This window comes from Bradyrhizobium sp. USDA 4473 (assembly GCF_054063335.1).
Genome location: NZ_JBSSGE010000001.1, coordinates 2,659,254 through 2,684,737, shown reverse-complemented (window position 1 = coordinate 2,684,737; position 25,484 = coordinate 2,659,254). Strand labels below are relative to the sequence as shown.

General features: G+C 64.4%; 23 protein-coding genes and 2 pseudogenes. 9 read left to right on the top strand and 16 right to left on the bottom strand.

What is annotated here, in order from left to right:
- Positions 1-286: 286 nt before the first annotated feature.
- From ACVW17_RS12535 to ACVW17_RS12520, 4 genes are all read left to right on the top strand, one after another.
- Positions 287-616, top strand: coding sequence for a hypothetical protein (locus tag ACVW17_RS12535; RefSeq protein ID WP_456752178.1), 330 nt, complete (start codon positions 287-289; stop codon positions 614-616).
- A 92-nt stretch (positions 617-708) separates the two neighbouring features.
- Positions 709-1,614 carry a DUF6328 family protein gene (locus ACVW17_RS12530; RefSeq protein ID WP_456752177.1) on the top strand — a complete coding sequence of 302 codons (906 nt, stop codon included), beginning with the start codon at positions 709-711 and terminating at the stop codon, positions 1,612-1,614.
- Positions 1,601-2,203 carry a cysteine hydrolase family protein gene (locus ACVW17_RS12525; protein WP_456752176.1) on the top strand — a complete coding sequence of 201 codons (603 nt, stop codon included), beginning with the start codon at positions 1,601-1,603 and terminating at the stop codon, positions 2,201-2,203. The genes ACVW17_RS12530 and ACVW17_RS12525 overlap by 14 nt, the downstream gene beginning before the upstream one ends.
- Positions 2,204-2,285: 82 nt before the next feature.
- Positions 2,286-2,642, top strand: coding sequence for a PRC-barrel domain-containing protein (locus tag ACVW17_RS12520; protein ID WP_456752175.1), 357 nt, complete (start codon positions 2,286-2,288; stop codon positions 2,640-2,642).
- A gap of 83 nt (positions 2,643-2,725) precedes the next feature.
- Here ACVW17_RS12520 and ACVW17_RS12515 read toward each other — a convergent pair.
- Positions 2,726-5,255, bottom strand: a pseudogene (locus ACVW17_RS12515) (excinuclease ABC subunit A).
- Between the two features lie 505 nt (positions 5,256-5,760).
- On the opposite strand from ACVW17_RS12515, the gene ACVW17_RS12510 reads away from it, so the two are divergent.
- Positions 5,761-6,012 carry a hypothetical protein gene (locus tag ACVW17_RS12510; protein WP_456752173.1) on the top strand — a complete coding sequence of 84 codons (252 nt, stop codon included), beginning with the start codon at positions 5,761-5,763 and terminating at the stop codon, positions 6,010-6,012.
- 257 nt (positions 6,013-6,269) lie between these two features.
- The gene (locus tag ACVW17_RS12505; RefSeq protein WP_456752172.1) at positions 6,270-6,446 is read left to right on the top strand and encodes a hypothetical protein; all 177 of its coding nucleotides are present in this window, start codon (positions 6,270-6,272) and stop codon (positions 6,444-6,446) included.
- A gap of 3 nt (positions 6,447-6,449) precedes the next feature.
- On the opposite strand, the gene ACVW17_RS12500 is transcribed toward ACVW17_RS12505, so the two are convergent.
- Positions 6,450-7,082, bottom strand: coding sequence for a TetR family transcriptional regulator (locus ACVW17_RS12500; protein WP_456752171.1), 633 nt, complete (start codon positions 7,080-7,082; stop codon positions 6,450-6,452).
- 104 nt (positions 7,083-7,186) lie between these two features.
- Here ACVW17_RS12500 and ACVW17_RS12495 point away from each other — a divergent pair, with 104 nt between their 5' ends.
- Positions 7,187-7,852, top strand: a complete 666-nt coding sequence (locus ACVW17_RS12495; protein ID WP_456752170.1) for an O-methyltransferase — start codon at positions 7,187-7,189, stop codon at positions 7,850-7,852.
- Between the two features lie 24 nt (positions 7,853-7,876).
- Here the strand turns inward: ACVW17_RS12495 and ACVW17_RS12490 are convergent, their stop codons facing one another.
- From ACVW17_RS12490 to ACVW17_RS12480, 3 genes are all read right to left on the bottom strand, one after another.
- The gene (locus ACVW17_RS12490; RefSeq protein WP_456797170.1) at positions 7,877-9,217 is read right to left on the bottom strand and encodes a TRAFs-binding domain-containing protein; all 1,341 of its coding nucleotides are present in this window, start codon (positions 9,215-9,217) and stop codon (positions 7,877-7,879) included.
- Positions 9,218-9,229: 12 nt separating this feature from the next.
- On the bottom strand, positions 9,230-9,814 hold the full coding sequence (locus ACVW17_RS12485; RefSeq protein WP_456752168.1) for a hypothetical protein: 585 nt from the start codon (positions 9,812-9,814) through the stop codon (positions 9,230-9,232).
- 108 nt (positions 9,815-9,922) lie between these two features.
- Positions 9,923-11,062: a patatin-like phospholipase family protein gene (locus tag ACVW17_RS12480; protein WP_456752167.1), complete on the bottom strand. Its 1,140-nt coding sequence runs from the start codon at positions 11,060-11,062 to the stop codon at positions 9,923-9,925.
- Between the two features lie 385 nt (positions 11,063-11,447).
- On the opposite strand from ACVW17_RS12480, the gene ACVW17_RS12475 reads away from it, so the two are divergent.
- Positions 11,448-13,004 (top strand): toll/interleukin-1 receptor domain-containing protein, encoded by a 1,557-nt coding sequence (locus ACVW17_RS12475; RefSeq protein WP_456797169.1) that lies wholly within the window; start codon positions 11,448-11,450, stop codon positions 13,002-13,004.
- On the opposite strand, the gene ACVW17_RS12470 is transcribed toward ACVW17_RS12475, so the two are convergent.
- The 3 genes from ACVW17_RS12470 to ACVW17_RS12460 all read right to left on the bottom strand — a co-directional run bounded on the left by ACVW17_RS12470 (position 12,915) and on the right by ACVW17_RS12460 (position 15,090).
- The gene (locus ACVW17_RS12470) at positions 12,915-13,646 is read right to left on the bottom strand and encodes a hypothetical protein (RefSeq protein WP_456752165.1); all 732 of its coding nucleotides are present in this window, start codon (positions 13,644-13,646) and stop codon (positions 12,915-12,917) included. The two genes, ACVW17_RS12475 and ACVW17_RS12470, sit on opposite strands and share 90 nt — an antisense overlap.
- Before the next feature lie 109 nt (positions 13,647-13,755).
- Positions 13,756-13,998 carry a hypothetical protein gene (locus tag ACVW17_RS12465; protein WP_456752164.1) on the bottom strand — a complete coding sequence of 81 codons (243 nt, stop codon included), beginning with the start codon at positions 13,996-13,998 and terminating at the stop codon, positions 13,756-13,758.
- Between the two features lie 114 nt (positions 13,999-14,112).
- Complete coding sequence (locus ACVW17_RS12460; RefSeq protein ID WP_456752163.1) at positions 14,113-15,090, bottom strand: NAD(P)H-dependent flavin oxidoreductase; 978 nt, start codon at positions 15,088-15,090, stop codon at positions 14,113-14,115.
- An 85-nt stretch (positions 15,091-15,175) separates the two neighbouring features.
- On the opposite strand from ACVW17_RS12460, the gene ACVW17_RS12455 reads away from it, so the two are divergent.
- Positions 15,176-16,738 (top strand): AMP-binding protein, encoded by a 1,563-nt coding sequence (locus ACVW17_RS12455; protein WP_456752162.1) that lies wholly within the window; start codon positions 15,176-15,178, stop codon positions 16,736-16,738.
- 141 nt (positions 16,739-16,879) lie between these two features.
- On the opposite strand, the pseudogene ACVW17_RS12450 reads toward ACVW17_RS12455, so the two are convergent.
- The 8 genes and pseudogenes from ACVW17_RS12450 to ACVW17_RS12415 form a co-directional block, all read right to left on the bottom strand.
- Positions 16,880-18,209 (bottom strand): annotated as a pseudogene (locus ACVW17_RS12450) (IS1182 family transposase).
- Positions 18,210-18,594: 385 nt separating this feature from the next.
- Positions 18,595-20,721, bottom strand: coding sequence for an ATP-binding protein (locus tag ACVW17_RS12445; protein ID WP_456752161.1), 2,127 nt, complete (start codon positions 20,719-20,721; stop codon positions 18,595-18,597).
- Between the two features lie 403 nt (positions 20,722-21,124).
- Positions 21,125-21,898 carry a thioesterase family protein gene (locus tag ACVW17_RS12440; RefSeq protein ID WP_456752160.1) on the bottom strand — a complete coding sequence of 258 codons (774 nt, stop codon included), beginning with the start codon at positions 21,896-21,898 and terminating at the stop codon, positions 21,125-21,127.
- Positions 21,898-22,869: an NAD(P)H-dependent flavin oxidoreductase gene (locus ACVW17_RS12435; RefSeq protein WP_456752159.1), complete on the bottom strand. Its 972-nt coding sequence runs from the start codon at positions 22,867-22,869 to the stop codon at positions 21,898-21,900. The genes ACVW17_RS12440 and ACVW17_RS12435 overlap by 1 nt, the downstream gene beginning before the upstream one ends.
- A gap of 174 nt (positions 22,870-23,043) precedes the next feature.
- A complete protein-coding gene (locus tag ACVW17_RS12430) occupies positions 23,044-23,586 on the bottom strand; it encodes a hypothetical protein (RefSeq protein WP_456752158.1) in 543 nt (180 codons plus the stop codon).
- Between the two features lie 82 nt (positions 23,587-23,668).
- Positions 23,669-24,250 carry a YqaA family protein gene (locus tag ACVW17_RS12425; RefSeq protein WP_229185920.1) on the bottom strand — a complete coding sequence of 194 codons (582 nt, stop codon included), beginning with the start codon at positions 24,248-24,250 and terminating at the stop codon, positions 23,669-23,671.
- A gap of 200 nt (positions 24,251-24,450) precedes the next feature.
- Positions 24,451-24,858 (bottom strand): phosphoribosyl-ATP diphosphatase, encoded by a 408-nt coding sequence (hisE, locus tag ACVW17_RS12420; RefSeq protein ID WP_456752157.1) that lies wholly within the window; start codon positions 24,856-24,858, stop codon positions 24,451-24,453.
- A 120-nt stretch (positions 24,859-24,978) separates the two neighbouring features.
- Positions 24,979-25,419: a hypothetical protein gene (locus ACVW17_RS12415; RefSeq protein ID WP_456752156.1), complete on the bottom strand. Its 441-nt coding sequence runs from the start codon at positions 25,417-25,419 to the stop codon at positions 24,979-24,981.
- Between the last annotated feature and the right edge of the window lie 65 nt (positions 25,420-25,484).

Genomic DNA, 25,484 nt, shown 5'->3' with positions numbered 1-25,484 from the left:
TCGTCCGAGCTGTATAGCAAATCGCACACATCGGACGTGGAGCAGTCCGTTGGTCATCCAAAAGAAACGGCCCCAGCAACGAGCAATCGCTGGGGCCGTTCTTATTCCCATGCTCACGCCGAACCGCCGGTTGCCGATAATAGGCGGCCCTTCTGGGCCGTAAATTTGATCTTGATGAAATAGCCCTGCCCAGTGTCCGGATGATTCGCGGAATACGCGGTTCGAGAAATAACACGTGTGAATCTCATCTAAATAAATTGCCGATTCTTCCCGGCGCCCAGCTTTCATGGACGCTTCGTCCATTTTAGTTCCACGCCTGCAAAAATTTTTTACTCGTCAGAAATTATCCTATGTTGCTGAAAAACAGCAAGATCATTGGTCTGTTCCTCACCGCAGTGGAACGAGGAAGGCCGTGGGAAAGAAGCGCAACCGGGTTAAGCAAACGACCTCGCTCACGTTCAGGCTAGGTCAGCTGGCAGAAGCGGCGCGAGCTCGAGCCTCGATCTTACCGCCGGGGGCGGAGCGCGAGCGCATGCTGCGGAAGGCGCGCGAAGCGGAGAGCGCTATCGCGATCGAGAAACTGGTCACAAGTCCGGGGACCGAATTACCCACCTAAAGACCGCCCCGATTGCCCTTTGCGCGCGTCCAGGACAGCACCCCAATTGATATTGGAACCGGCAGGGGCCGAAAAAGGTTCATCGCGTTGCGATGACGAAAGAACTCGACGCCAAGCTCAAGACTGCCCTCGACGAGTCCCGCCTCCTTATCCTTGGCGCACAGGTTCTGTTCGGCTTCGCCTTTCAAGGTGCATTTCAGGAGCTTTTCCAGGACGCGTCGCCAGCCGGCCATACGCTTCAATGCGCGGCGCTGGTGCTGCTGTGCGGCAGCATTTGTCTCCTGATTGCGCCCTCCATGTATCACCGCATCGCCTGTAGTGGCCAAAGCCGGCACCGAGCATTGCACGTCACGACAAGCCTTACCGGCTGGAGCCTCCTGCCACTGACGCTTGGCCTTGGCGCATCCGTCTTCGTTGTTTTCGATTTTCTCGTGGGGCCGGGACTTGGCGCAGCCATGGGAGCGGGGCTGGCCGTAATCGGGCTCGGCTTGCTCTTTGGCCTCGGGATGGTTTTGCGGCACAAGGCCAAGCCGCTGCCCCCGGAGAGCGGCACGCCGCTCAAAACCAAGATCGAACAGCTCCTGACCGAAGCCCGCGTCATCATTCCAGGCGGACAGGCGCTGCTCGGCTTTCAGTTCGTGGCGGCGCTGACAAGGTCCTTCCAGGCCTTGCCCGGCTGGATGCAGACCGTCCATGCGGCGGGGCTTCTGGCCGTGGCGTTTTCGGTTCTTCTCCTGATGACCCCTGCATCGCTGCATCGCCTCGCCTATCATGGCGAGGATGATCCGCAATTCTTCCGGATCGGCTCCGCGCTCGTGATTGCGGCCGTGCTTCCCCTTGCGCTCGGGATCGCCGCCGACATCACGGTCGTGCTTTACATCGTCAGCGAGAACGCAGGTCGTGCCATCGCGATCGGCACGTCCGCGTTCGTTGCCCTCCTGACGGCATGGTACGGTTTTCCGCTCTGGCATCGGGGAGCCGGTCATGGGGCGGCTTAAAGCCCCACCCGGCGATCGCGCCGTGCATCTCTGCATCGACATGCAGCGTCTGTTTGCCGCGGACGGCCCATGGCCCACGCCATGGATGCCGCGCGTTGTACCAGTCATCCGGGAGCTCGTGGCCCGCGCACCCGAACGCACCATCTTCACGCGCTTTATTCCGCCGATTGAGCCCAGGGATGCAGCTGGCATGTGGCGCGCCTATTATGAGAAATGGCCGAAGGTGACGCGCAGCACAATGGATCTCAATCTGTTGCGCGTGGTGCCCGAGCTTGAGGGCTTCGCGCCGCCCGCACATTGCATCGACAAGCCGGTCTATTCGGCGTTCGCAACCGGGGCGCTGCAGACCTACTTGCAGGAGAAGCACGTCGATACGCTGCTCGTGACCGGCTCCGAGACGGACGTCTGCGTGCTCGCATCGGTGCTCGATGCCGTCGACGTCGGCTACCGCGTCATCGTGGTGAAAGACGGCCTGTGCTCCTCGTCCGATGCGGCGCATGAGGCCTCTCTTCACCTCTACGCCCAGCGCTTCGATGTCCAGATCGAGCTGGCGGAAGCCGGCGAGGTGCTGGATGCGTGGCGGCCATAATCTGCCGCAGCGCTTTCAATATTAGGAACGGGCTTATCGAGCCCGCGTTTGACGTTCTGACCATGCACCCCAGGAGAGAGCTATGGCAGAACGAGAGACAGGGAATCTGATCGCCAGCGACAAGGTCGAAGGCACCGCCGTCTATGGAGCCGACCAGCAGAAGATCGGCAGCGTCGAGCGCGTCATGATCGACAAGGTGTCGGGCAAGGTCGCCTATGCGGTTCTGAGCTATGGCGGCTTCCTCGGCATCGGCGATGATCACTATCCGACGCCGTGGTCAAGCCTGACCTATGACACCAATCTCGGCGGATACCGGACCAACATCACCAAGGACCAGTTGGACAAAGCACCGCGTTACACCAACGACAATGACTGGAGCTGGACTCGCGACAACGACCGGCGCGTCTACGACTACTATCGAGCCTCGCCCTACTGGTGAGCCGAGACCACTGCGCTTACGAGAGCCCGGTGCTGAACGCGCCGGGCCGGAAGCGCGGCGTGTCAAATCCGGTCCTGGCCTGCTCAATTCATAGCTTTTAGAAGATATCCGGCGGTTCGGCTGCCGACCGCGCGCGCAACCTGTCCCGGCGTACCCGACGCAACGATGCGGCCCCCCTCCTCGCCCGCTCCCGGTCCGACGTCGACGATGAAGTCGCTGCTTGCTGCGACCGACATGTCATGCTCAATGACAATCACGGTATTTCCGGCCTCGACCAATCCGTCGAGCTGCTTCAGCAGCTTTGCCACGTCGGCCGGATGAAGACCGGTCGTCGGCTCATCGAGCACATAGAGTGTCCCGCCTCGCTGCGCGCGCTGCAGTTCCGTGGCGAGCTTGACGCGTTGCGCTTCGCCGCCCGACAACTCCGTGGCGGGCTGTCCGAGCCGGATATAACCGAGACCGACCTCGCGCAGTACGCCGAGCGATCGGCGCAGGGACTCATCATCTGCAAAGAACTCGAACGCTGCGTCGACGTTCATGGCAAGCACGTCGGCGATTGAAATTGTCCCGGATCTTGATCTCGAGCGTCTTGGCATTATAGCGAGCACCCTTGCATGTTGGACACGGCGCATAGACGCTCGGCAGAAACAGGAGCTCGACGCAGACATAGCCTTCGCCCTGGCAGGTCTCGCACCGGCCCTTCGCGACATTGAACGAAAATCGACCGGCGTCGTATTTCCGGGCTCGCGCCTGCTTGGTCGCCGCAAACAATCGCCGCACATGATCGAGCAGGCCGGTGTACGTCGCGAGGTTCGACCGTGGAGTTCGCCCGATCGGTTTCTGATCGACCACTACCAGTCGCTTCACCTGGTCCAGTCCCTCGGTGATCTTGCCACCGAGCGTTTCGATCGCGGCTTCCAGAACGTCATCGTCCGCATCAGGCTCCCGGCGGTGTCCCAACTCGTCGCCAACGGCTTCGACCAGGAACTGGCTGACCAGACTCGACTTGCCCGAACCCGAGATCCCCGTGACACAGGTAAAAACGCCCAATGGTAAATCGACGTCCAGTCGGTGCAGATTGTTGCGGGTCACACCGCGCAGCCTCAGCCATCCTTGCGCCGCACGGCTGCTCCGGGAAGCTTCCGCTCCCTCACCGAACAGATAGCGTCGTGTCTGGGATTCCCGGACATCAACCAATCCCGGCAGCGGCCCACTGTAAAGAATCCTGCCGCCATTCTCTCCCGCCGCGGGCCCTACATCGACGATCCAGTCTGCCTGACGCACCACATCGAATTCGTGCTCGACGACGAACAGCGAGTTGCCCGCAGACTTCAGGCGCGCCAACGCGCGTAGAAGCGCCTCCGTGTCCGCTGGATGCAGCCCTGCGGACGGCTCATCCAACACATAGACCACTCCGAACAGGTTGGATCGGACCTGCGTCGCCAGGCGAAGTCGCTGCAACTCGCCCGGCGACAAGGTCGGCGTGCTCCGCTCGAGCGTCAGGTAACCGAGACCAAGGTCGAGCAGAACTTCCAAACGGCCGCGCAGGTCGTCGGCGATGCGTTTCAAGACCAACGCCTTTTCCGGATGATCCCCGGCATCGGGCTTCGCTTTTGCCGGCGACGCTTTCAACAGCTCGTCCAGGCGTTTCAAGGGCAGCCGCGACAATGTGGAGATATCCAAGCCGGCGAACTTGACCGATAAAGCCTCCGGCTTGAGCCGCTTGCCTTTGCAGACCGGACAGTCCGAACCCGACAGGAATTGCGCCACCCGGCGCTTCATCATCGCGCTCTGGGTCGTCGCATAGGTCTGCAGTACATACTTGCGAGCGCCCGTGAAGGTCCCCTGGTAGCTGGGCTCTTCCTTGCGCTTGAGCGCCCGCCGCGTTTCCGCTGGAGTATATCCTGCATAGACCGGCACCGTCGGCTGCTCATCGGTAAAAAGGATCCAGTCGCGATCCTTCTTCGGCAGTTCGCGCCACGGCTTGTCGACGTCGTAGCCAAGGGTCACCAGGATGTCCCTGAGGTTCTGCCCTTGCCAGGCTGTCGGCCAGGCGGCGATCGCGCGCTCGCGGATGGTCAGCTTATCGTCGGGCACCATGGACCGCTCGCTGACATCATGGATGCGCCCGATGCCATGACAGCGAGGGCAAGCACCTTCCGGCGTGTTCGGCGAAAACGACTCCGCGTATAGCAACGGCTGCCCGGGCGGATAGTCACCCGCTCGGGAATAAAGCATCCGCAGCAGGCTCGAGAGTGTCGTGACACTCCCCACCGAGGACCGCGTCGTTGGCGATCCCCGCTGCTGTTGCAGCGCGACAGCCGGTGGAAGGCCTTCGACCTCATCGACCTCCGGCACGGCCATTTGATGAAACAGCCGCCTTGCGTAAGGCGAGACCGACTCCAGATACCGGCGCTGCGCCTCGGCGTACAGCGTCCCAAAGGCAAGCGACGACTTTCCGGAGCCGGAGACCCCGGTAAACACGACCAGGGAATCTCTCGGAATGTCGACGTCGACATTCTTCAGATTATGTTCGCGGGCGCCGCGGACCCTCACAAATTCGAATCCAGAGCGGGCAGCCGTCCGGAAAGCGCTGTCGGCCTTTTTGTCCATAGACTCCAACCCACGGGAAGCTCGAACGATCCAGCTCCGATTTGGACGCTGGGTCCTCGCGAATCTTTTTTGGTCGGTTCGGCGTCGCGTGATCAAGGCTTTTGGCGTCGGTTTCGCTCGGCCGCAACAGGGCTGCCGCCCATCGCAGGCCGCGCCTGACGTTTTCGGCAATATCTCGGCCGCCAGACAAGTATGACCGTCATATTTTGGCCATAGGCGGTTTCTTAAAGGCCTGGGCGGGCCACGTTCCCGCCTCTGTTTTGCGTCGCTCGACCCGGTGCGGTCGCTTCGCAACCCAATCGCAGGTCATCGCTGCGCTCCTCCTCCCACTGTCAGGATGGTCTGCCAACAACAAGAGGACTTTGTAATGCGTAAAACTCTTGCGGCTGTCGCCGTGCTCCTGGCCTTTGCTTCATCTGCTGCCGAAGCTCGCGGTCGTCACCATCATCATCGTCATTATGCGCACGCACACGCGGGTCGCCCGGCGGCCTGGTGCGGCTGGTTCATGCGCACGCAGGTCGGCAGCGATCCGGGTCCGCAATACAATCTGGCGCGCTCCTGGGCGCGCTACGGCACCAATGCCGGCGGCCCCTCGGTCGGCGCGATCGTCGTCTGGCGTCACCACGTCGGCAAGATCGTGGGTCATGAGAACGGCCAGTGGATCGTCACCAGCGGCAACGACGGACACGCCGTGCGCACGCGGCCGCGCTCGCTCGCCGGCGCCATCGCGTTCCGCAACGCCTACGCTTCGTTCTAAGGGCATGATCCGGAAAAGTGCGAAGCGGTCTTCCGAAAGATCATGCTCAAGTAACATCCCGAAGCGCGATGACGACCTCATCGCGCTCTGGCGGAACTTTGCTTCTGCGCTGACATTCGAGCGTGCGATGCCGAGCGGTATACGAACCGTTCATCATCGCCGCCTACGCTGCGGCGGGGTTTCGCCCTGAAGCCCTCAGACGGGCGCCGTCACCTGTGTTGACCAGGTGGCGGCGCTTTTTCAAGGAATGCATCGGCTTGCCCCAGAAACCGAAGAAAGTCGCGGCTGCTTCCAGGAAAGCTCCTTACGAGACTGCGCCTCACAAGAGTGCCTATTGGTCGGCCGCCTATGTCAGTTTCTGCAACGGCATGACCGTGTTCGCAGTGACCAGCGGCGTTCTCGGATTTCTTCTGGTGGCCAAGCTCTATCTGTGAGCGTCAGCGCTTTCCGATGCTCTTCAGATAGGCGCAGAACATGTCGGCCATGGCATCGGCATAGCTCTCGATCTCGGCCCGGCTTCGCGGGCTCTCCGAAAAATCCTTGCCGACCGTGCTCAGCGTCGTCGTGATCAGATCGCCCGCCATTGCGCGGGCTGCGGCGGATGCCTTCGGCAAGGCCTCGCGCATGAAGACCTCGACGGTGCGCGCGCTCGACGCCCGCGCCTCGCGGGCCTCCGGCGCGTCGCGATAGAGCGGCGCGGCATCGCTCAGCGCGCCGCGCACTGCGGCTTCCTCGCATTCGGAATGGAAGAACGCGTGCACCAGCGCGCGCAGCCGCTGCAATGGCGGCCGCCCGCCATCTTCGAGAATCTCCCGCAGCAGGCCGGTGGTCTGCCGCCACTCGTCGCTCTGCAATCGGAACAGGATCGACGCCTTGTTCGGAAAATACTGGTACAGCGAGCCGACGCTGACGCCGGCCTTCTCGGCCACCCGCGCCGTGGTGAAACGCTGCGCGCCCTCCTTCGTCAAAACCTGAACAGCCGCCTCGAGAATCGCCGCGACGAGCTCGGTCGATCGCGCCTGTTGCGGCTGTTTTCGCGAGGAAACTGAAGAGCTTCGCCGTTCGGTCATGGACGTCTTATGGGCAATTCGGGGAATGCGATTAGCGAATGCGAATAATTATTCGTATTTCTAACGAGGCGCAAGGACGCGCCGCTTTTGCACCGGAGACCCACATGACGACCCTCACCTCACCCCAGCTCGCAGGCCTGCTCGACCGCCTGTTCGCGCAAGCCTCCGCAGCGGTGGAAGAAACCCGGCGCGCGGTGGCCGACCTTTCCGACGCGGACCAGGCGCGCCTGATGCGCAGCAAGACCGACTACCGCGCGCTCTACGGCCGCCTCAACAATGTGCCGCTCGCGGCCTCGCGCGAGACCGGTGCGCTGCTCTACATGCTGGCGCGTGGCGCGCGGGCGCGCAACATCGTCGAGTTCGGCACCTCGTTCGGCATCTCGACACTGCACCTCGCCGCTGCGCTGCGCGACAATGGCGGCGGCCGCCTGATCACCAGCGAGTTCGAACCGGCCAAGGTCAAGCGCGCCCGCGACAACCTCATCGCGGGCGGGCTCGACGATCTGGTCGAGATCCGCGAGGGCGACGCGCTCACGACGCTGCGCAGCGATCTGCCCGATGCGATCGACCTCGTGCTGCTCGACGGCGCCAAGGGGCTCTATCCCGATATCCTCGATCTGGTGCAGGGGCGGCTGAAGGCCGGCGCCTTCGTGGTCGCCGACAATGCCGACGACAGTCCCGACTATCTGGCGCGGGTGCGCGCGCTGAAGGGCGGCTACATCTCGGTGCCGTTCGCCGAGGACGTCGAGCTGTCGATGCGGCTTGGTTGAGGTCGAAATCGAAGAAGCGCGCGATCAGGCCGCCTTGACCTTGTCGATGGTCGCGGACAGTCGCGCGCGCTTTGCTGGGTCGGTGACGTATTGGAGACTGGCTTCGAGGTCGCGAAGGACACTGCTCACCTTCCATTTCACTTGCCCCTCGGCAACCACCTGCATTGCCAGCCTCTCGGCCTTGTCGGGATCACCGAGGTCAAAGGCCGCGGCAAGCTGCGTCGGGCGCAGCCATTCGTCGGCAAGCTGCAATCGTCTGGCCCGCTCGCAGGCGGCAATCGCGACCCGCACGGTGGCCTGCGCAAGATCTTCGTCGCCCGGGTTCCCCCGGGCGCGATAGAGACGGGGCAAGTTGCTGGAGCAGTAATAGGCGTTGAGATCGAGCTCCATACCCTGCTGATAACAATCGATCGCCTTCTCGAGCTCCTCCTTGCGGCGAGGAGAGTCGGCTGGTGCGGCTCTGGCGAGGCGCTTGTGGCGGCCGCCCATCAAGCCGAGCCGTTCCGGCGTCGGCCCCGCGAAATCTATCAATGTCTGGATCTCGGCAATCGCCTGGATGTCGTCGCCGGCCTGGGCCGCGGCAAATGCTCGATTCTCCTGCACTTCGGGTTCGTTGGCGAAGCGCTCGGGAAGATCCTTGGTGTAGTTGAGCACGACATTCCAGTCGGCGGTGGTATCGACGCAATCGCGCAGCAGCAGCAACAGGGCGAGCGCCTTCGCATAGGTCGCGGGTGGATTGCCCTCGGCGGCAATCAAGGCCTGGGCCCGCTTCATGCGCTCCTCCGCGAGCGCAGCGCGGACCGCGCGTATCTTGGTCTGGAATGCAGCTTGCTCGGCGAGCTGGCTTCGCATCGTCGTCGCCTTGCGCGGGTCGACCTTGTCCGGATAGCCCGGGATCGACTGGTGCATCGGCGAAATCCCGGCCGCAAGGGCCCTGATGGGCTCCTTGATCGCGGCCTGCATCGCGGCAGCGGTTGCCTCGGTGATCTCTCCCTCGGGCAGCGGGTAGCGCACCGTTCGCATCTGGACGACATCGAACAATTGCTTGGACCAGTCGGCGGCGAGCAGGACACACCCCGTCTTTTGCGATGCGTGGCGAATGCCGACCTCGTAATACACGTTGCCGTTCGGGATCGTCATGTCGGCCAGCACGAGATCGGCGAAGTAGATTCTTTCCAGCATCTCGCTGACGATCAACGCGCTGGTGTCCTGATCGGCCCGCACCGGCTCATAGCCGAGCGCCTTGATGGCCGGAACGTAAGCACGATCCCACAGCGCGTTGAAATCAATCTCGGCCGGACCGAACTTGGGGTCGGCTTGGGTCGGCTTGCGGCCATAAGGCATGATCATGAAACACGACGGCATGTTGCAATTCCCTCAGTCCCATAATTTTCTCGTGTCGAGCCAGTAGATCCACGTCGTCTTGCGGCCGGCCTCTTCCATCAGGTGCTTCGCGCCGCCCGGACCATCGCCGCCCTCGCCGTTCCACAGGCAGATGAAGGCCATTTTCTCGCCGCCAAAGCGCGCGGCGCGCTGCAGCATCCATTGATTGTCGCGCTCGTAGGCGTTCTCGCCGGCCGGCAACGGCCCGAGCTCGTCGGGCATGACGTGGAGCGTCGCCTGCGATTTGGCGGCGAAATACCGCGCGCGCCAATCGCCTCCGGCGAAATCCACCGAGCCGGCGAGGAAGGTCGGCTCGTCAAACGGAATGTAGATTTCAAGCCGCATGCGCTGCGCGAGCGCGGCTTCCGCAAACAACAGGTCGCCGCCGCAAGCGCCGCCGCAGATTGCAAGATCGCCTTCGCGGACCCCGATCCGCTCCAGCGCGGCGGCAATCGCAGCGGCGGCCTTGGGCGCCTCGTCGGGTGGAAAGCGTGGCGTTTTTCGATCCGGCGCATCGATCATGTGACCGCTGAAGAGAACCACCGTGTTCGGTGACTTGGCGTCTTGCTCGGTAGCCATCGCGACACCTCGACTCATGACTGGATCATTGCGTCCAGGTGCCGAACTTAACTGAAGGCGAAATCCTTGTCGAAGCCGGGATCGGCGTGTCCGCCGCGCCGCGCGGCATCACGCGAGATCAAAGGCCGGCGGGAAATGGTCCGCGCTGACCTGCTTCTCCGCGGCCTTCCCGCCGATCCCGGCGAGTTCGTCCATGTTCTTCGGATCGTCCATCGCCGCGATCTTCGCCAGCGCGTCCGGCGTCCGCTCGATGCCGAGCGTCTGCTTCAGCCAGGCAGTCTCCAGCAGCACGTTGTAGCGCGCATAGGTCGCGAGCTGCGGCCCGCTCTGGCTGTCCGCAATCATGTCGGTCACCGCGCGATCGATCGACCACGGCGTACGGCAATCGGTCAGCCATTGCAGCATGCCGTGATTGTGCCGGCTGCAATCGTCCATCAGCGACTGCAGCGAGCGCACGCCCTGCTCTGCCGCCGGCATGCGGACGATCTGCTCGGTCGAATAGGTGGAGCGGAATTGGCCCGTACCGGCCGAGATCAACAGCAGCCTGTCCTTGCCGGTATGCCAGCGAAAGCCGTGGCCATGGAGCGCCGCAAGCATCAGAAGTTGCAGTGCCGGATCGTTGAACGGGCTGACGCCGCCGTCGACGAAGGCGCCATTGACCGTGTGACCGTCGCGCGCCGAGATCGTGATCTCCTCGGGTTTGAAATAGGTCGGCGCCGCGGTCGAGGCACGAACGACTTGCGTCAGCCGCAATGCGCCGTCCTGCTTCGCAAAAGCCGCGTCCGGATTGTTATGCAGCGGCCAGGGACTGCCGGTGTCGAGCCGCTTGGTCATGATCATCAGGCCGGTGCGGACCCGATCGCCGCCGAGCACGGTATCGGCGCCGAGCTGCGTATCGAGCGCGCGCTGCAAGGCGTCGGAGTCGAATTTCGGCGCCAGCAACCCCCGCCGCCAGAATGATTCCTGGAAGATATCGGTGCCGATCCCGCGATAGAGCGTCTTCAAGGCGTCCACGGTCATGCCGCAGGCAAGTCCGGCCGCGATAATCGATCCCGTCGAGGTGCCGCCGATCAGATCGAAATAGTCGCACAGCAACAGGTCGTTGTTGTTGTGCCGCTTGCGCAACAGTGCCTCCATCGCGGCCAGATATTCGAGCGTCAGAATGCCGCGAATGCCGCCGCCGTCGAGCGCCAGGATTCGCTTCGGTCCGGCATCGCGATCGAGATGCTGCTGCTTGGTCTTCGGCATGGTTGCCCCCGCAGAACAATGAGATTTGCTGATTTCGAAACGACCGACCGGTCGCGGCCGAAGGCCCAATTGGATGCGCTTCCGAGCGCAAACGGCACCAGGTCATGACATGAGCGATGCACCAGATCGATACACCGACTTGTTGACGATTTTATCCATTCGACGCCGGAGCACGGCGATTTTCCCGCGCGCGGCTCCCCGCGACAAACATCATGCACCCCATACACGCTAAGGTATAGTGAGCTAGTTCACTGGCAGGAGGCATTTCTTTTTCTCAGCCAGCGACCGCCAATTCCAGCAGCGGGCTATCATTCGATCCGTAGCGAGACGCGCAACGAGACCCGGCCCGGCCGTCGCAGCAATTTGATGCAGATCGGATTTTGCCATGCCAGACGATTTCTCGGTGTTCATCAGCCATCGCGCCGAAGACAGATTCCTCGCCCGTCTGTTGAAGGCGCGGCTCGAATATCTCAGCAGCCTGGACGGCCAGCGTCCGATGGAATGCTTCGTCTGCGAGGAAATCCCGGGCGGCTCGGAATGGCGGCAATGGATGATCGACAACACGGCGAAGGCCGATTGCCTGATCTTCATCCACACCAACGCCGAGCACAATTGGACCTGGTGTGCGTCCGAGATTTCGCAGTTCGATGGCTACAAGCGCGCGCTGAAGCTCACCTCGAAGGTCCTGTGGTTCTCGGTCGACGCATCGCCGTCGTTCCCGATGCTGGCGGAAAACGAGTTCTACGGCATCGGCGAGGAAGACGTCCGGCGGTTTCTCGAAGATTTGTTCGTGAAGCCGACCTTCGGCGTCGCACCGCTCAGGCCGCGGCTGAATGCCAACCACGCCCGCGACTTCAACGAGGCGGCGAAGGATCTGCACGCGCAGTTCATGCAGATCACCCGGCCCGAAGAGCTGTTCCGCCTGCGGCTGCGCATCGTGTTCAGCGACGAGCTGTCGTTCCGGCAGAAGGCCGAGACGCTGAGGACATTGCCGCCGGCGGACCGCGCGCGCGGCTTCCTGAAGGATGCGAAACTCGAGGCCGACGCTGCCACCACCACGCTGCTGTCCGGTCCCGATACGGCCGATCTCGACTGGGAGGATCTGCTCAGCGCGCAAAACCGCTACGACAGCGGCGCCTGGCTCGACGAGCTGACGAGCTATGTCGCGAACTCGTTCGCCGACGTGGATATTGCCAGCCGGCGAGGCCGCGAGCAGGTCCTGAGCCCGATCTTCCGCGACCTGAAGCTGTATCAACCGGTGATCGCACGGCTCGAATATCTCGACAGCACGCCGTTCTCGGTCGTCATCATCTTCGTGCCGATGCCGCCATTCAGCGAGGATCCGAGGCTGATGGTTGCGCAGAACATGCCGAAGGACATCGTCTTCCTCTCGATCCTGCTGCGGCTGGCGCGGCGCTTCCGATGGTCGTTCCTCGAGCCGCTGTACAACGCCGTCGAGGACCTCGACGAGGACGTCACCGCCAAGCGATGGGACGACCTGCTCGCGCGCTACCACGAATGCCTGGAGAACCTGGATTCGATCCTGCGGCAGGGCAACATGCGCGAACTGGAAACCGTCGGCGACATCAAATCGGCGATCAACATCTCCGACGATGCTCTCTTGAAGGAGATGTTCAAGGATATGGGGGACGTTTCAGACCCGGCTGGCGCAGGCCATCGAGAAGAGGTCGCCCGGCGATGTCAGGCAGACGCTGGAGCCTTGGCTGAAGCGCAACAAGGATTTCATGAAGCAGCTGCTGGTCGAAACCCAGAGCAAGGTCGAGAAGCTGCGGCCGCCGGAGGCGCGCGCGGGATAGAGGAACGCAGGTTCGGTCCGATCCGAACCCTGCGCTCAGATCATCGAGGCGACGCGCTCGAGGCCGATCAGGCGCGCCAGCGAGCGGACCTCGTTCTTCTGGTCCTCGCGCAGCTGGAACAATAGCGGCATCGCCGCCGATTTCAGCTGCTGGACCTCCTCGGAGTCCGGATCGATCGGCATGGTGCCCGAAGCGGGATCGCCCTGGCGCTTGGCGTGGATCTTGCGGGCGACGGCGCGCAGCGCGGTCTCGACCGCCGGCCAGTAATATTCCTGCGACGACGACAGCTTGAGCCGGTCCTTGATGCCGGCGATCTGGGCATCGCTGAGCAGCGCATAGTTTTTCTGCGGCGCCGGCTTGGCGGCCGCCTTGGGCTTCGGCGGCGCTGCGGGCGCGACCGGCGCGGGCTCAGCGACCTTCGGCTGCGCGGCATCGACGGGATCGTTGAGCTTCGGCAGGCCTATATCGGCGGGCTCGGCCGACGCGTAAGCCTGGCGCACCGTATCGGTTGCACCCGGTATCGCGGCTTGCGCGCGCAGCAATAGCGGCGACGGGCCGGCGGGAGGATCGGCCGGTTTGGTGGGCACGTCAAAGGAGGCCGCGGCAAGCGTCGTGACCGCGAGCTTGTCCTGCTTGCTGGCACGGTTGGCGACCGGACCGACGTCGGCCTGCGCCGCCGGAAGGCTGTCACGGCCCAAAATGGCTGTGATCGCGGCGCCGGCGAGCAGGAAGCAGGTCAGGGCGACGATGGTGATGGCTCTGGTCAAAAATTACTCCATTGCCGGCCGGTGTCACCGCAAACTGCGCGCGAAATGCGGCGTTAGCGTGCCGCGACGGCGCCAAATAGGTGAAATCGTCCCGAAACGGCCCGAAAAATCAGGCTGCCGCATCAAGCTCATAGGCTTCCTGGATGTCGGCGACGATCTCGTGCGCCGTCCAGAGCGCGCCGGGCTGGACCGAATGCATGCTGACGGTCCAGTTGGTGCGGCGGGTCCGCGGCGTGCTGACGATGTCGAATTCAACCTGACGGCACAGCGGATGCCGCTGCAGGGCGTAGAACACCCGGGTCCGGAGTTCGTCGAGCGAGGCCGGGGTCTTGGAGAGCGCCTGAAGAGCCATGTCGCATTCCCACAACTGCCGGGCGGCCGGCCGTGGCGGCGGACCATCCCGTGACGCATAGTTGGGACTGGCATGGTTAATGCCGCGTTAAGCGGACAGGCGGCACTTGAATGATCAGGCGAGCCGCACCCGCGCGCTCGCCGCCTCGTATTCCGCGACCGTCTGCGCCACGAGTTCGTCGACGCCGAGCACCCCGGCCACCCCCGAGGTGGAGTGGCCACCGCTCCAGATGTCGCGCCAGCGTTTCGGCCGGCTTTCACGGGCGCCGATGTCGATGTCCTTGCCGATGTCGATCGCGCCGCGCGCCGGCAGGTCGTCGGGATCGAGGCCGGCAGCCTCGATCGAGGGCCGCAGCATGTTGGTCTGCAGACCCGTGAACGCCGTCGTCAGCAGGATGTCGTCGGCGGTCGCCGCGACCAGCATCTGCTTGTATCTCGCATCCGCCATGCTCTCGTGCGTCGCGATGAACTTGGTGCCCATATAGGCCAGCTCGCAGCCGAGCGCCTCCGCGGCGCGCAGCGCGTGGCCGTCGCTGATGCCGCCGGCGAGCACGATCGGGCCGTCGAAGAAGCCGCGCACCGCGCGGACGAATACGAACGGATTGAGCCATCCGGTCTGTCCGCCGGCGCCCGCGGTGAGCAGCACCAGCCCGTCGGCGCCGACTGCTGCCGCGCGTTCGGCATGGCGGATCGACGCAACGTCGGCAAACACCAGCGCGCCGGCATCGTGCAGGGGGCCAAGCACCGGCGCCGGCGAGCCGACCGAGGTGATCACAAGCTCGGGCTTGTGCCGCAGCAGCACGGCGAGGTCCTGCTGCAGCCGCGCGTTGGAGCGATGCACGATCAGGTTCGGGCAGATCGGCGCCGCCGCTTGGCCGCTCGCATCTTCATGCGACCGCAAGCGCCCCTCGATGTCGCCGAGCCACGCATCGAGCTGTTCCGTCTCACGGCAATTCACGGTCGGAAACGAACCGATCACGCCGTTGCGGCAGGCGGCTACCACCAGTTCGACACCGGAGACCAGAAACATCGGCGCCGCAATCAGCGGCAACCGAAGGCGATCGCGAAAACGCGCGAGAGGATCAGCGGACAATTGCTTCTTCCCATCATCATTGTGTTAGCTTGTCGCCAACATTGGCACGCAAGAGGCCAAAGACAAAGCGGGAGGAGGCCACGACATGAGCAATCCGCTCTATGCATTTCCGGCGGTATGCGAACAAACCTTGCGGGCACTGGCGCGCTATCCGTCACGCACCGCCTTCGCATGGCCGGGCGGCTCGCTCAGCTATCAAGGCGCGACCGACCTGATCGGACGGATGCAAAGCGTGTTCATGCGGCTCGGCTTTGCGCCGGGGACCCGCGTCGCGATGCTCACCGCCAACCGCGCCGACAGCTGGTGCGCCGGCGTCGCTGCGCAATTGTCGCGGCTCGCGATCACCTGGCTGCATCCGCTCGGCTCGCTCGACGACCAGTTGTTCCAGATCGAGGATTCCGAAGCCGAGATGCTGATCGTCGACGGCATCACGTTTCGCGACCGCGGCGGCGAGCTCGCGACGAAAGCGCAGGGCCTGAGGACGGTGTTCACGCTCGGCCCGGCGGATTACGGGGCCGACCTGTTGCGCGTGGTCGAGGATGCCGGCAGCGCGACCGCGAAGAACTTCGCCCGCGATGACGACATCTCGACCTTGAACTACACCGGCGGCACGACCGGCAAATCCAAGGGTGCGCTGCGCTATCACCGCGAATATGGCGGCTTCGCCGCAGCCATCCTCGCCGACTTCGAGATCCCCGAGACGCCGCGCTACCTCACGGTGGCCCCAATCAGCCATGTCGCGGGGACAAAAGTGCTGCCGACGCTGATGCGCGGCGGCACCGTGCACATGCTGAAGGGGTTCGATCCGGAGGCGGTGTTTGCGACCATCGAACGCGAGAAGATCAACTTTACGCTGTTCGTGCCGACCATGATCTATGTGATGCTGGATCATCCCGCGCTGCCGAAAACCAACCTCTCCTCGCTCGAGCTCCTGCTCTACGGCGCGTCCGCGATGTCGCCGAGCCGGCTGGTCGAGGGTATCGAGCGGATCGGCCCGGTGTTCTCGCAGCTTTACGGCCAGACCGAATGCTATCCGGTCTCGGTGCTGCGCAAGGCCGACCATGATCCGAAGACGCCGGATCTGTTCCTGTCCTGCGGCTTCCCGATCGCCGCCTGCCAGGTCAAGATCCTCGACCAGGACGACCAGGAGGTTGCAACAGGCGACGCCGGCGAGATCTGCGTCCGCGCCACCCACGTGATGGCAGAATACTGGAAGCGGCCCGACATCACGGCGGAGACGCTGAAGAGCGGCTGGCTGCACACCGGCGACATCGCGCGCAAGGACGAACGCGGCTACATGTTCATCCTCGACCGCAAGAAGGACATGATCGTCTCCGGCGGCTTCAACATCTTCCCGCGCGAGGTCGAGGATGTGCTGTCGCAGCACGCCGATGTGGCGATGGTTGCCGTGGTCGGCGTGCCCGACGACAAATGGGGCGAGGCCGTCACCGCCGTCGTGGTGGCGCGCGAGGGCGCGGTGCCCAACGCCGACGAGCTGATCGCCCTCGTCAAGGCAAAGAAGGGATCGGCGCACGCGCCGAAACAGATCCAGTTCGTCAACGAGCTGCCGATGACCGGCGTCGGCAAGGTCGACAAGAAGGTGCTGAAGGCCCGCTTCTGGTCCGGCCGCGACCGCATGGTGGGGTAAGGGCGCGGCTGCGCGCACAGCTCCAAGCCTATCACCGTCATCCTGAGAGCTTGTGACGGATTCGGCTCCTGCGGAGTTTTTGGCGGCTGTTCGTCGCAGCAATTGGCAGGTTTGAGTTCGAGTTCGGCGATGACCCGTTGTTTAGGCTCTGGAGAGGCGGTTGCCTTGCAGGATGTTGTTGACGAGGGCGTACCAGAGCACGACGGCACGGACCTTTTCGATGCCGCGCACGGTCAATTGCCGCAGGTCCCAATTGCGCCAGCGGGCATGGATGCACTCGCAGATCGACCGGGACCTGTATCGGGCCTTGCCCTCTTCGCTCGCCATTCGCGCACGCCAGGCCAACACCCCCGGACCGTCGCCGCGCCGCGGTAGATAGGGATCGGTACCGTGCTTGGATTGAGTGGGCGGACAAAAGATATCGATGCCCTCGGCATAGGCCCATTCGATGTCCTCGGCACTGCCAAAGCCGCCATCGACGAGATGGTCCTTGGGCAACCCTCCGGGCCGCGCACGCTGCCGCTCCAGCATGGGACGCATCAGGCCGCGATCGGATCCGATGTTGCAAATTCTGGTGTCGACGACGATCTGCTCCCCGGCCACGCTCGTCACCTGCACGTTGTAGGCGGGGCGGAAGCCGCCGTTCGCCATCTTCATGACCCGTGCATAGGCGTCCGTCGTGGAGGCCCGCGGCTCCTTCGGCGTCTTGCCGTTGCCGCGACTTTCTTCGCGCTCCTTGCGCTGCTGCTTGATCTCGGCGAGCGCCGTCTGCGCCGCCTTCACCCGCGCGCTGCGTTCCCGCGCGGCCCGCTCCTTGGCTGCCCGGGCACTTATTGCTGGCGTCCGAGCGTGTGTCGACCTCGCGCTTGAGGTCTTCCACCACGGCCTCAGCCTGCGCCAAATGCTTATCCAGCGTCGCCTCGCGCCGGAACGAGGCGGCCCCGGCGCTGGCCCGGACCCGCATGCCATCCTGCGCCAAGGTCTCCAGATCGACGAGACCGGCCTTTGCCAACGCTGCCAGATGCTCACTGAGCAGTCGGTCAAGCAGATCGGCGTTGCCGACCCGGAAGTCCGCCAGCAGGTGATAGTTCACCGACACCCCGCCGCACAGCCAGCGATAGGCATCGTGGCTCTCGCACAGCCGCTCCAACGCCCGCGCGCTGCCAACGCCTTCGCTGGCGGCATAGAGCCACAGCGCCAGCAAAAGCCGGGGCGAGGTCGCGGGGTGACCGGGACGATCGCCGCGAGCCTTGATCCGGTCCTCCAACTCACTCAGATCAAGCTCTTCGACATAAGACCAGATCAGCCGCACCGGATGGTCTTCCCCGATCAGGCTCTCAATATCAACCGCTCGCAGCGCAATCTGGTCGCGCTGGGGCTCACGCAGCCGCGGAGCGCCGGGCAAGCCCGCTTCGACTGGTGGCTTCGCCTGCTCCGGCAGGTCCCCAAACAACTCATCGGCAGCCAACATCACCTCCCGCGAATCCATCATCGCCAGAGAATCACACCGCGCCGGCTTTCGGCTATAATGCTCGCTGAAACCCCAAAAAAATCACACCCTCTGAGGCGCGCGCTCTTGCGCGCCTCGAAGGATGCACGGCCCCGATATTCAGCGTGCGTCTCCATTGCGGCGACAGCCGGGCCGTCGCCCTTCGAGACGCCGCTTCGCGGCTCCTCAGGGTGACGGTCTGAGAAATTGTAGCGAGCGGCCGCCCCACGTCGTCGTCCTGGCGAAAGCCATAACCACCCAGTTCGATTGAGAGTGCAACAGTGGCCCCAGCGTCGCGCAACGACCGGCACTCGGGGTAATGGGTCGTGGCTTTCGCCAGGACGACACTGAATACATTCACACTCTCTCAGGGTGACGGTGAGAGCGTAGAACGCGCAGCGAGGCTGTTTTCGCTGGCCGAAGCCGCTTGCTGCTTCGCGTCCTGCCGCAACAGCTGATCGAGCCGCTCGCGCAGCTGATCCTGATGATAGGGTTTGGCCAGCCGCGGCAGGTCGAGCTGGATGCCGTCGGGCAATTCGGCATAGCCGGTGGCGAGCAGCACGAGAAGGTGCGGCCGCAGCTTGCGCGCGGCCGCGGCGAGCTCGACGCCGGTCATGCCGGGCATCACGTGATCGGTCATCATCAGGTCGATCTCCTGATCGGTCCTGAGGATATCGAGCGCCTGCGCTCCGGAATGGGCGCCGATCACGCGATGACCGAGGTCCTCCAGCATCTCCATGGTCGACATCGCGATCAGCGCATCGTCGTCGACCAGCAGGATCACCGCCGAGCGCTTGACCGTCTGCGGCGCGGGCGCCGCGCTCTCGACCGCCGGCGCCGTTGTCGCGACCGGCAGCACCAGCGTGGCTGTGGTGCCCTTGCCGACCGCGCTCGACAGCTGCAGCGCGCCGCCGAGCTGCACCGCGAGCCCATGCACCATCGAGAGGCCGAGCCCGGTGCCCTTGCCCACCGGCTTCGACGAGAAGAACGGCTCGATCGCTCGCTTCAACACCTCCGGCGACATGCCGGTGCCGCTGTCGACGACCGACAATTTCAGGTACTTGCCCGGCTGCAGCACCGGATCGTTCTTGGCCTGCGAGGCCGCGAGACGGATCTCGATCACACCGCCATCCGGCATCGCGTCGCGCGCATTGATCGCCAGGTTGAGGACCGCAAGCTCGAGCTGGTTGGTATCGACGCAGGCCGGCGGCAGCCCCTCGGGAATGTCGAGCCGCAGCACGATGCGCGGTCCGAGCGAACGCTCCAAGAGGTTGCTCATGTCGCGCACCAGCGTGCCGAGGTCGACCGGCACCGCGCGCAGATCCTGCTGCCGCGCGAACGCCAGCAATCGCTGCGTCAGCGAAGCGCCGCGCTCGGCGCCCTGCAACGCGCCATCGACCAGCCGGCGCAGCCGCGGGTCCTCCGGCATCCGCTTGCGCAGCAGGTCGAGATTGCCCATCACCGCCATCAGGAGATTGTTGAAATCGTGCGCGACGCCGCCCGTGAGCTGGCCGATCGCCTCCATCTTCTGGGCATGGCGGAGCTGCTCCTGCGCCCGCTCGCGCGCGGCGACCTCCTTCATCAGGTCGGCGGTGCGCTGCTCGACCCGCTGCTCCAGCGTCGCGGTGAGTTCGGCCAGCGCGGTGCGCTCGGCGGCGAGCTGCGCCAGCAGCGCCTCGCGCTCGATCTCCGCGGTCTTGCGCGCCGTGATGTCGGAGCAGACGCCGACCAGCGAGCGGATGCTGCCGTCGGGGCGGCGCACCGCACGGGCGCGGACATCGACCCAGTGCTGGGTGCCGTCAGGCCAGATGTTGCGATATTCGATCCGGTAGTCCGCGCCGGTGCGGAGCGTCTGCTCGACGGTTTCGGCGCGGCGGACGCGGTCGTCGGGATGCACCGAACCCAGCAGATCCTGATAGGTGAAGGGATCGCCGGGCCGGCGCCCGAAGAAGGCCTTGCAGGTCGGCGACGCCTCGAGCTCGAAATCAGGGAGATGGACCTCGAGCGCGCCGAGATGGCCGGCGTTGAGCGCGGTCTGCAACAGATCTTCGCTCTCGGTCAGGTCCTCGAGGATCTGGCGGGTCTGGTACTGGCGGCGACGGCCGCGCACTGCGGATGCGACCAGGCTCACCAGCGTGGTCGGGTGAAACGGCCGCTCGATGAAGGTGACGTTGCCGAGCGCGCGGCCGAGCCGCGCCGCTTCCGGATTCCGCTCGGGAGGCCCGGCCTCGCTCATCAGCACGATGGGGAAATCCGACCATGACGGCTGCGCGTTGAGCCAACGCGTCAAGCCGGCGAGGTCGGCGGTCCGGATCGCCTCATCGGCAATGATGGCAAGGCCCGCGCCGCTTGCGACCTGGCGCTCGAGCTCGGCGAGGTCGCCGCAGATATTGGCGTAGTAACCGGCTTCCTTGATCAGATGGGCGGTCTTGACGGCGTCCCGCTCGCTTGCGGCGAGGATGACCGCGCGTTCCGAGGACGGGCCAGGCTTCATCGCGTTCGTCCCTGCGGCACCCAGGCGCAGCGACCGGCCGGCCCAGCACGATGCCGCCAGGCGGCCAATGCGACGATGCCGGCGGCGGGATCGATACGCGTCATGGGGCCCCCTAACGGGAGCGAAACTCGCTGGTGCGGCCAACCGTTCCCATGAAGGGAGGTTATTTTTGTCGCAGGGCCAGTCGCTTGGCGCGGCCCCCGCAGCGTGAACGCGAATCGGTGAAACAACCCCATGCACAGGAGGCGTGGCCGGTCTTCGCCTTCCCCCTGAAAGGGAGGAAAGGTCGGGATGAGGGTCAGCCGCAGGCTCGGCAGCGCGTGGAGACAGCAGATCCCCACCCGCTTTGCTCTGGCGGGCAAAGCGACCTCCCCTTTTCAAGGGGAGGTTGGAGAAGCGCAGGTCAGCGGCGCTCGATCACCAGGCTCTGGACCGCCCGGCCGAAATAACCGCTGACATCGGCGAGCCGCGACATCGCAAGCCCGGCACCGTCAGGCCCGATCCAGGATTCGCCGTCGAGCAGGATCCAGTCGCCGACCGGCTCGCGCGCCAGGCTCACGGTGAGATCGGCGTTGATGAAGGTCCATTGGTTGAAATCGAGCGCCGGCGAGGTGCCGTTGGAAAAATCCGAGGCGACCACCGCCCGCATCGCCTGCGACACGGCGGCGCCCGCGATCAGCGGCTGATTGACGCGGAACCAGATCGCGCCCGGACCCATCACGCCGAAGCGGCCGCGCGCGGCCCGCATCGAAATGCACTTCACGAACGGACTGTTCGCGAGATTGCCCGGCTCGACCATGCTTTGGTCGGGCCCCGGCAGATCGACCGGAAGGGCTGCGATGTCAGGCGGCAACCCGGCCGACTGATGCTTGATCTTGAGCACCGTGGCCGAGACCACGAGGACGCCATCGGCGAACAGCCTGACGCCGCAGAGCTGGATCTTGCGGCCGTCGCGCAGGATCTCGCTCGCAACCGTCAGCGGCGCCACCGGCACCGGACGCATCAGGTCGATGGTGACGCGCGCGATCCGCATCGGCACCGGCGTCGCGATCGCTTCGGCGGCCCACACCACCAGCGCCGCCGGCGCGGAGCCGTGCTGCATCCGCGGGTCCCACGGACCCGCGGCGTCGGGGCTGGTGACGACGCGGTCGCCGTCAACGCGAAAGATCGGCTCCATCAAGCAAGCGCCGGATCGACCGCTTCGTCGTATTCCTTCTTGAAGCGGCCGATCAGCTCGGCCGCGGGCACCACCTTGGAGATGCTGCCGACGCCCTGGCCGGAGCCCCAGATCTCCTTCCAGGCCTTCGGCTTGGCGCGCTCGCCCGAGGCATCGGTGCCGAAGCTCATCTTCGAGGGATCCGACGTCGGCAGGTTTTCCGGATCCATTCCGGCTGCGACGATCGACGGCTTCAAGTAATTGCCGTGCACGCCGGTAAACAAATTGGAGTAGACGATGTCCTCGGCGGACGAATTGGTGATCATGCTCTTGTAGCCCTCGACCGCGTTCGCTTCCTTGGTCGCGATGAAGGCGGAGCCGATATAGGCGAAGTCGGCGCCGATGATGCGCGCGGCGCGGATGGCGCGGCCGTTGGCGATGGTGCCCGACAGCGCAATCGGCCCGTCGAACCACTGCCGCGTCTCCGACACGAACGGGAACGGCGACAGCGTGCCGGCATGGCCACCGGCGCCGGCCGCGACCAGGATCAGGCCGTCGGCGCCCTTCTCGATCGCCTTGTGGGCGAACTTCTGGTTGATCACGTCGTGGAACACGATGCCGCCCCAGCCGTGGACCGCCTGGTTGAGCTCCTCGCGCGCGCCGAGCGAGGAGATGATCATCGGCACCTTGTGCTTCTCGCACAGCGCCATGTCGTGATCGAGCCGGTTGTTCGACTTGTGCACGATCTGGTTGACCGCGAACGGCGCCGACGGCCGCTCCGGATGCGCCTTGTCATGGGCGGCGAGCTCTTCCTTGATCCGGTACAGCCATTCGTCGAGCAGTTCCGGCGGCCGCGCATTCAGCGCCGGGAACGAGCCGACCACGCCGGCCTTGCACTGGGCGATGACGAGGTCGGGCACCGAGATGATGAACAGCGGTGCCCCGATCACGGGAAGAGACAGGCGGCCCTTGAACAGAGCAGGCATGGACATTGGCGGCGGATCCTAAGGGTTGGTCGATTGATCTCGAATGCTGACCGTCATACCAACAAGAATCTTTCCAGTGTCAAGTATTGCGTTATGGCGCTGCGAAATGGATGACAAAACTTCATCCAGGCGCGGCATTTTTCGCAGGCGTCTGGCATCCCAGAGGTGGTTTTGTCTGCCTCATTGGCAGACTGCCCGTGTCACGAAATTTTCCGTCTTGCAGTCGTTCGGGCCGCGTTTGTGGCCCGGCAGATAGACCAGCGGCGAGCATTTCTCTGACGCGTCGGTGTCGATGCCCTTGCCTTCCTTGAAGCCTTTACTTTGGCACAGCCGGTCGGCGCCGATCTTGCAATCCGGCGCGCCGTTCGAGGCAACCACGCAGGCCGCGCGCCCGGTCACCACCGTCGAGGGCCGCGCGATGTTCGTGAGGTCGTTGAGGGTCTCGCCGGGGCTCTTGAGCGGCGGCAGCGCCGATTTCGACTTCTCGAACAGCTTGCCGATTTCGTTGATCAGCCCGGGGTTCTCGCGCTCGACCGGCGCGGCCGGCAGCTCGATCTGTTGCGGCTGCTGAGGCTCGACAGACTGCTGCGCCGGCGACTGGACACCAGGCGCGGGTGACGCACTCTGCGCCCATCCCCTATCGATCGCTGGCAGCGCCATCGACAGCGCAAGGCCCGCCATCGCAGCGCGTGCCTTGGCGGGATTGAGTCTTGCGGGATTCACCGGTCGTCGATTCCATCGGCCATCGCAGCGAGCGTAGTCGGAAGCCGTCCGTGGGCAAAGACGCTGACGACTAGGACTTTGGTCAGATCAGCTTGAATGCGACAACGAAGCCCAGCACCAGCACGATGGCGCCGATCGCAACCCACAGGCCGAGCCGCTTCTCGAGCTCGGCGCGGATGACATCGCCATAGCGGTTGAGCAGCACCGCGACGAAGAAGAAGCGGCCGCCGCGTGCGACGATCGAGCACAGGATGAACAGCCAGATGTTGTAGCCGGCAAAGCCTGACGTGATGGTGACGAGCTTGTAGGGGATCGGCGTCAGCCCCTTCACCAGGATGATCACGGCGCCCCACTCGGCATAGGAGGCGCGGAACGCGTCGACCTTGTCGGAGAGGCCGTAGAGATGGATCAGCCACTGCCCGAGCGAGTCGTAGAGCAGCGCGCCGATCGCGTAGCCGAGCACGCCGCCGGCAACCGACGCCACGGTGCAGACCGCCGCGAACCACCAGGCCCGCTTCGGCCGCGCCAGCGACATCGGCAGCAGCATGATGTCGGGAGGAATCGGGAAGAAGGAGCTCTCGGCGAACGCGACCGCCGCGAGAATCCAGAGTGCGTAGGGCTTGTCGGCCGCGTCGACGCACCAGTCATAAATCCGTTTCAACATGGGCGCGATGAACCATCATGGAGCCGATTTGTCCATGCCGGGATTGGGCCGAATAGGGTCGATTTCAACGATATCGGATCGCCATCTCGAAGGATGAATCGGTCACCAGCCGGGCCGTGCATCCTTCGAGACGCGCGCAAGAGCGCGCTCCTCAGGATGACGGGGCATGGGTTGTCCAGCCTTTCCGGTTGGGTTTACGGCTACCGTTTGCGCAGCCGGTTCTCCAGCGCGACAATTCGACGCCGGACCACCGGGACCGGCGCGGTCTTGGACAGGCTCTTGGAGACCTTGACCGGCGACTTCGGCAGCTTCTCGGCGAGCCCGAGCAGCCGTTCGCGTCGCTCCATCTCGCGCCAGACATCCTCGGGCCTCACGCCGGCGGACGCCCAGAGCACCGTGAGATTGTAGAGCAGGTCCGCGCTCTCGCGGACCACGGCGTCCGGCTTGCCGCTGATGGCGTCGATCACGACCTCGACCGCTTCCTCGGCAAGCTTCTTGGCCATCTTGGCCGGCCCGCGCTGGAACAGCCGTGCCGTGCGCGACGTGGCCGGATCAAGATCCTTGGCCGCGATCACCGCCTGGTAAAGCCGCTCGATCGAATCACCCATCGTTCGAGCCTAATCGAAACGCGTCGCCGGCGTGTTAACGGCGCAATGGACGACAAAAAATCCACCGGCCTCGCAGCCGGTGGATTGGATCGATTGTGACAGTTTCGAGAACCGCCCGTGTCAGTACGGCGTATAGGGCAGCGTGGAGCGGCGCCCGTAATAGGGGCGATAACCATAATACGGTCCGCCGCCGTAATAGGCCGGGCCGCCATAATAGGCAGGACCACCACCGTAGTAACCGGGGCCACCGTAGTAGCCGTAGGAGTCGTAATAGTCGCGGCGGCTCTGGGCTGCGGCGATCGCCAGACCCGTGCCGACGATGCCGGCGAACATGGCCGCAGCAGCCGCGCCACCACCGCCACCGCGATAGTAACGACGGCGCGCACTGATGTCGGTCGCACCGCTCGTGCCTTGTGACGTTGTCACTGTGGCCGCCTTGCCCGCCGGAGCCGAGCCTGCGAACGCCATCGTCGGCTCAACGGCCGTCAACGCCACCGCGGCAACCGTTGCCAACGTGGCTGCGCGGCCAATGGACGAAAAAACACCCTTTCGCGCAAACATTGCAGTCATCCTTAATGGAAGCCGGCCCGACGGGCCTTGGTTAGCTAACCACCACCTCTAGATTA

Bases quoted from the DNA above. Each gene is read 5' to 3' on its own strand.
- ACVW17_RS12535 (WP_456752178.1), top strand. From the start codon at position 287: ATGGACGCTTCGTCCATTTTAGTTCCACGCCTGCAAAAATTTTTTACT.
- ACVW17_RS12530 (WP_456752177.1), top strand. From the start codon at position 709: ATGACGAAAGAACTCGACGCCAAGCTCAAGACTGCCCTCGACGAGTCC.
- ACVW17_RS12525 (WP_456752176.1), top strand. From the start codon at position 1,601: ATGGGGCGGCTTAAAGCCCCACCCGGCGATCGCGCCGTGCATCTCTGC.
- ACVW17_RS12520 (WP_456752175.1), top strand. From the start codon at position 2,286: ATGGCAGAACGAGAGACAGGGAATCTGATCGCCAGCGACAAGGTCGAA.
- ACVW17_RS12510 (WP_456752173.1), top strand. From the start codon at position 5,761: ATGCGCACGCAGGTCGGCAGCGATCCGGGTCCGCAATACAATCTGGCG.
- ACVW17_RS12500 (WP_456752171.1), bottom strand. From the start codon at position 7,082: ATGACCGAACGGCGAAGCTCTTCAGTTTCCTCGCGAAAACAGCCGCAA.
- ACVW17_RS12495 (WP_456752170.1), top strand. From the start codon at position 7,187: ATGACGACCCTCACCTCACCCCAGCTCGCAGGCCTGCTCGACCGCCTG.
- ACVW17_RS12490 (WP_456797170.1), bottom strand. From the start codon at position 9,217: ATGCCGTCGTGTTTCATGATCATGCCTTATGGCCGCAAGCCGACCCAA.
- ACVW17_RS12485 (WP_456752168.1), bottom strand. From the start codon at position 9,814: ATGGCTACCGAGCAAGACGCCAAGTCACCGAACACGGTGGTTCTCTTC.
- ACVW17_RS12480 (WP_456752167.1), bottom strand. From the start codon at position 11,062: ATGCCGAAGACCAAGCAGCAGCATCTCGATCGCGATGCCGGACCGAAG.
- ACVW17_RS12475 (WP_456797169.1), top strand. From the start codon at position 11,448: ATGCCAGACGATTTCTCGGTGTTCATCAGCCATCGCGCCGAAGACAGA.
- ACVW17_RS12465 (WP_456752164.1), bottom strand. From the start codon at position 13,998: ATGGCTCTTCAGGCGCTCTCCAAGACCCCGGCCTCGCTCGACGAACTC.
- ACVW17_RS12455 (WP_456752162.1), top strand. From the start codon at position 15,176: ATGAGCAATCCGCTCTATGCATTTCCGGCGGTATGCGAACAAACCTTG.
- ACVW17_RS12445 (WP_456752161.1), bottom strand. From the start codon at position 20,721: ATGAAGCCTGGCCCGTCCTCGGAACGCGCGGTCATCCTCGCCGCAAGC.
- ACVW17_RS12440 (WP_456752160.1), bottom strand. From the start codon at position 21,898: ATGGAGCCGATCTTTCGCGTTGACGGCGACCGCGTCGTCACCAGCCCC.
- ACVW17_RS12435 (WP_456752159.1), bottom strand. From the start codon at position 22,869: ATGTCCATGCCTGCTCTGTTCAAGGGCCGCCTGTCTCTTCCCGTGATC.
- ACVW17_RS12425 (WP_229185920.1), bottom strand. From the start codon at position 24,250: ATGTTGAAACGGATTTATGACTGGTGCGTCGACGCGGCCGACAAGCCC.
- hisE (WP_456752157.1), bottom strand. From the start codon at position 24,858: ATGGGTGATTCGATCGAGCGGCTTTACCAGGCGGTGATCGCGGCCAAG.
- ACVW17_RS12415 (WP_456752156.1), bottom strand. From the start codon at position 25,419: ATGTTTGCGCGAAAGGGTGTTTTTTCGTCCATTGGCCGCGCAGCCACG.